Source organism: Ideonella lacteola (assembly GCF_038066555.1).
GTDB lineage: Bacteria > Pseudomonadota > Gammaproteobacteria > Burkholderiales > Burkholderiaceae_C > Ideonella > Ideonella lacteola.
On sequence record NZ_JBBUTG010000058.1, the window covers coordinates 1 to 3,624 of the forward strand.

Genomic DNA, 3,624 nt, shown 5'->3' on the forward strand with positions numbered 1-3,624 from the left:
GCACTTGTCGTCGGGCCACTGAAACTTCAGGACATAGTGTTGGGATGCCTGAGGTTGAAACGTCACTATCATGGCGCACGTTTGAAACATGCCTCCACCGAGTGTGCGCGTCGTACCAAGACTCAGAGAAAAGCGTTGAGTTGGATCAACCTGCAAGTGCAGTTCGGAACCAGGGAGAAGCGCCTTCTGCCCTGAGGGGTAGGGGAGTGTTAGATATCCGCTGCAGACTTCCGGGTTCTTGAAAGCCAGCACGCCGAGGTTGACGTCGCGCGCGGCGTTTAAGACTCGAAGACTGGCAGCATCTTGTCTCGTTGACTGCACGTAGGTCGAAGCGCAACCAGAAAGTGCCAGCAAGGCTACTGCAACTACTCCTACTCGCATTGATACTCCCATATCTTTATCTGATGTCTGACGGTCGAGTCATGGTGGCTCAGCGCGGTAGTATCGGCTTAAGAGCCTAACGTTCGACGTAAGGGGCTGGCCGCAGGCCAGTCCCCTTGACGGAGCGGTTAGGCAGAGCGGCCAGAGCACCGAGACGCCTGGAACGCAATGCCACAACCAGCATGTATTTCATGCCCGGCAACCATGCGAGATGCGCGTTGATGAAGCAAGGGACTCGCATGACAAATGCTATGACGCTGGCCGGGAGAGAAGAAGTATTTCAGTTGCCTCGGCAGAGCGCTGAAAGCTCGCCGTGGCAGAGATTGCCTACAGAGTACCACCGGCGCTGACCAGGCAGAGCAACTTGCGGCCTTGGCATGCTGCCGAGGCGACCGACATGTGCCCAAAGCTGACTTGAATACGACTGGAGCCACCACGGCCCGCGCGCTGGCCGCCGAAGGACGGACAGCCCACGCCGACGATGAAGCCGGCACCCAGAAGCCGTTGACATGTCGCTGAGACTTCACCAGACGGCTGCCTTCTGATGCCTAACGTTCGACGTAAGGGGCTGGCCGCAGGCCAGTCCCCTTGACGGAGGGGTTAGGCATCGCCGACGCCTCGGAATGCAACAGCACGCTTCCACTCAGGCGCCCGGCTGAGATGTTCAAGTATCGGATCGTTGTCCTCTACATGTCCTCGCACAACCCGTATGCCAGCTGGGCCTAGGACGACAACCGCCTTCGAGAAAGCAGCTGCAACAAACTCTGGTCGAATCTCATTCTGACCTGCCTCTGGGAAAGAGCGCATGTAGACAAACAGTTCGTGCTCTGCCGGCCCTTTGGCGGCCGCGGAGACCCAATCGGTTGCGGATGTCACGACAAACCACTCGTTGAGTATGTGCAACTTGGCGTCACTCGACCCAAGCAGCTTTGCCGCCCAGATGAGTTGAGACGCGACCTCACTGGCATTGGGTATTCCGCTCTTAAAGAACATCGACGGCTGCGTTGGCGCCCAATCCAGCGCCGGCGGGATGACCTCGATTTCGCCGTACCGCTCACTCATGTGATGCCTAACGTTCGACGTAAGGGGCCTGCCGAAGGCAGGTCCCCTTGACGGAGGGGTTAGGCATCGCCGACGCCTCGGAATGCAACAGCACGCTTCCACTCAGGCGCCCGGCTGAGATGTTCAAGTATCGGATCGTTGTCCTCTACATGTCCTCGCACAACCCGTATGCCAGCTGGGCCTAGGACGACAACCGCCTTCGAGAAAGCAGCTGCAACAAACTCTGGTCGATTCTCATTCTGACCTGCCTCTGGGAAAGAGCGCATGTAGACAAACAGTTCGTGCTCTGCCGGCCCTTTGGCGGCCGCGGAGACCCAATCGGTTGCGGATGTCACGACAAACCACTCGTTGAGTATGTGCAACTTGGCGTCACTCGACCCAAGCAGCTTTGCTGCCCAGATGAGTTGAGACGCGACCTCACTGGCATTGGGTATTCCGCTCTTACAGAACATCGACGGCTGCGTTGGCGCCCAATCCAGCGCCGGCGGGATGACCTCGATTTCGCCGTACCGCTCACTCATGTGATGCCTAACGTTCGACGTAAGGGGCTGGCCGCAGGCCAGTCCCCTTGACGGAGCGGTTAGGCAGAGCGGCCAGAGCACCGAGATGCCTGGAACGCAATGCCACAACCGACATGCATTTCATGCCCGGTAGCAATGCGAGGTGCACGTTGGTGGAGCAAGAGACTTGCATGACAAGTTGCTACGACGCAGGCCGGGAGAGAAGAAGGACTTCTACTACCCCGGCAAAGCGCTGAAAGCTTGCCGTGGCAGAGATTGCCCACAGAGTACCACTGGCGATGACCAGGGAGAGCGATTCGAGCGACCGTGGTGTGCTGCTGAGGCCACCCACATGTGACCAAGCTGACTTGAATACGGCTGGAACCACCACTGTCCGTGCGCTGGCCGCCGAAGGACGGACAGCCCACGCTGACGACGAAGCTGGCACCCAGAAACCGTTGACATGTCGCTGAGACTTCACCAGCCTGCTGCCTTCTGATGCCTAACGTTCGACGTAAGGGGCTGGCCGTAGGCCAGTCCCCTTGACGGAGGGGTTAGGCCGATTCCTTAGCAGGACGAGACTCAAAGCAGCCTCCAAGACAACTTGTACCTGGGACCGGACAGCGCGTACCGTTGCGGGGCGTCCTCGAACACCAACTGAGCCTTGGCACGCCTTGCATCTCTCGGAGCCGCCTCTCGTTTGACCTAGAGGATGGCTTCGATTTCATCCCACCGCCCGCTCATGCCGGGCTGGCCGGGATGCGATTCGACTCCGACTTTGCCGGCTTCATAGTCTTCGTTCCAGTTCACAAAGATTCGCCATTGCTCCTGCTCAAGCAATAGATCTTCCTCGCCTATGGGCCAGATCAGGAAGGTTCCCAGGTACTCGTCTTCTTGCTCGTCGTACTGCGACACAAAGCGATGAGGCTTGCCTTGAACATCGGCAACGCCGGCGCGAGGCCCGTCGTACCACTTGTTCTCGACATAGACCTGCTCCGGTGGACCGAACTCTGTCATTTCGAAAGTGACGCTGATAGGCCTAACGTTAGACGTAAGGGGCTGGCCGCAGGCCAGTCCCCTTGACGGAGGGGTTAGGCGTGACCGCCGTAAGACACCTAGTCAGGATACGCATAGCATGGACCTTGAATTGCGAATGCGTTCTCCAACGAAGCAATGGAGTCTATGCCTCCGATGGCATAGCTGCCCTCGAATGCAGCTGGAGGCGGAGGCAGCACAGCCATGAAGACCTGCTCGGCAAAGAAGGTGTCAACGACTCGGGCGAGCAATTCCGGCTGCTCAACAAGTTGGCTGGGGCTGGGATAGCCGGCTTCCCCAAAGAAGTCGGTTTCGCCAGTAAGGGAGTCGTCGTGCTTGAGATCAAGGACGCAACTCTCGTAGTTCGCCGAGAGGGCAGAAAGGAATGCTGTGGCTTCGACCAATAGCGAAAACCTGGCCTGTCGCCACTCGCGCCGAATGCGGTTGAGGCCTCGCTCTGGACGCCAGAGAAGCGAGAGGTCGGCTTGTTCTCCGTTGATGGTGAGCGAAGTCATGCTTGTCACGCCTAAGGAATGTCTGCAGAAATCGCGCGGCCTGGTGCTTGGCGGGAAGCTGAAGTGCTGAGACGATATGGCGCATGAAACAACACAGCCTGGGCCTGGGGACGACGGCCAAGCGCACGAGG

4 protein-coding genes are annotated in these 3,624 nt (G+C 58.6%); all 4 read right to left on the reverse strand.

Going from position 1 to position 3,624, the window contains the following annotated elements:
* Positions 1-354, reverse strand: a 354-nt coding sequence (locus AACH06_RS29860) for a hypothetical protein (RefSeq protein ID WP_341429478.1), incomplete at its 3' end; no start/stop codon positions are given.
* A gap of 627 nt (positions 355-981) precedes the next feature.
* Positions 982-1,443 (reverse strand): hypothetical protein, encoded by a 462-nt coding sequence (locus AACH06_RS29865; protein WP_341429479.1) that lies wholly within the window; start codon positions 1,441-1,443, stop codon positions 982-984.
* A gap of 1,205 nt (positions 1,444-2,648) precedes the next feature.
* A complete protein-coding gene (locus AACH06_RS29870; RefSeq protein ID WP_341429480.1) occupies positions 2,649-2,960 on the reverse strand; it encodes a hypothetical protein in 312 nt (103 codons plus the stop codon).
* Positions 2,961-3,058: 98 nt separating this feature from the next.
* Positions 3,059-3,493 (reverse strand): hypothetical protein, encoded by a 435-nt coding sequence (locus AACH06_RS29875; protein ID WP_341429481.1) that lies wholly within the window; start codon positions 3,491-3,493, stop codon positions 3,059-3,061.
* Positions 3,494-3,624 lie beyond the last annotated feature (131 nt).

Bases quoted from the DNA above. Each gene is read 5' to 3' on its own strand.
- AACH06_RS29865 (WP_341429479.1), bottom strand. From the start codon at position 1,443: ATGAGTGAGCGGTACGGCGAAATCGAGGTCATCCCGCCGGCGCTGGAT.
- AACH06_RS29870 (WP_341429480.1), bottom strand. From the start codon at position 2,960: ATGACAGAGTTCGGTCCACCGGAGCAGGTCTATGTCGAGAACAAGTGG.
- AACH06_RS29875 (WP_341429481.1), bottom strand. From the start codon at position 3,493: ATGACTTCGCTCACCATCAACGGAGAACAAGCCGACCTCTCGCTTCTC.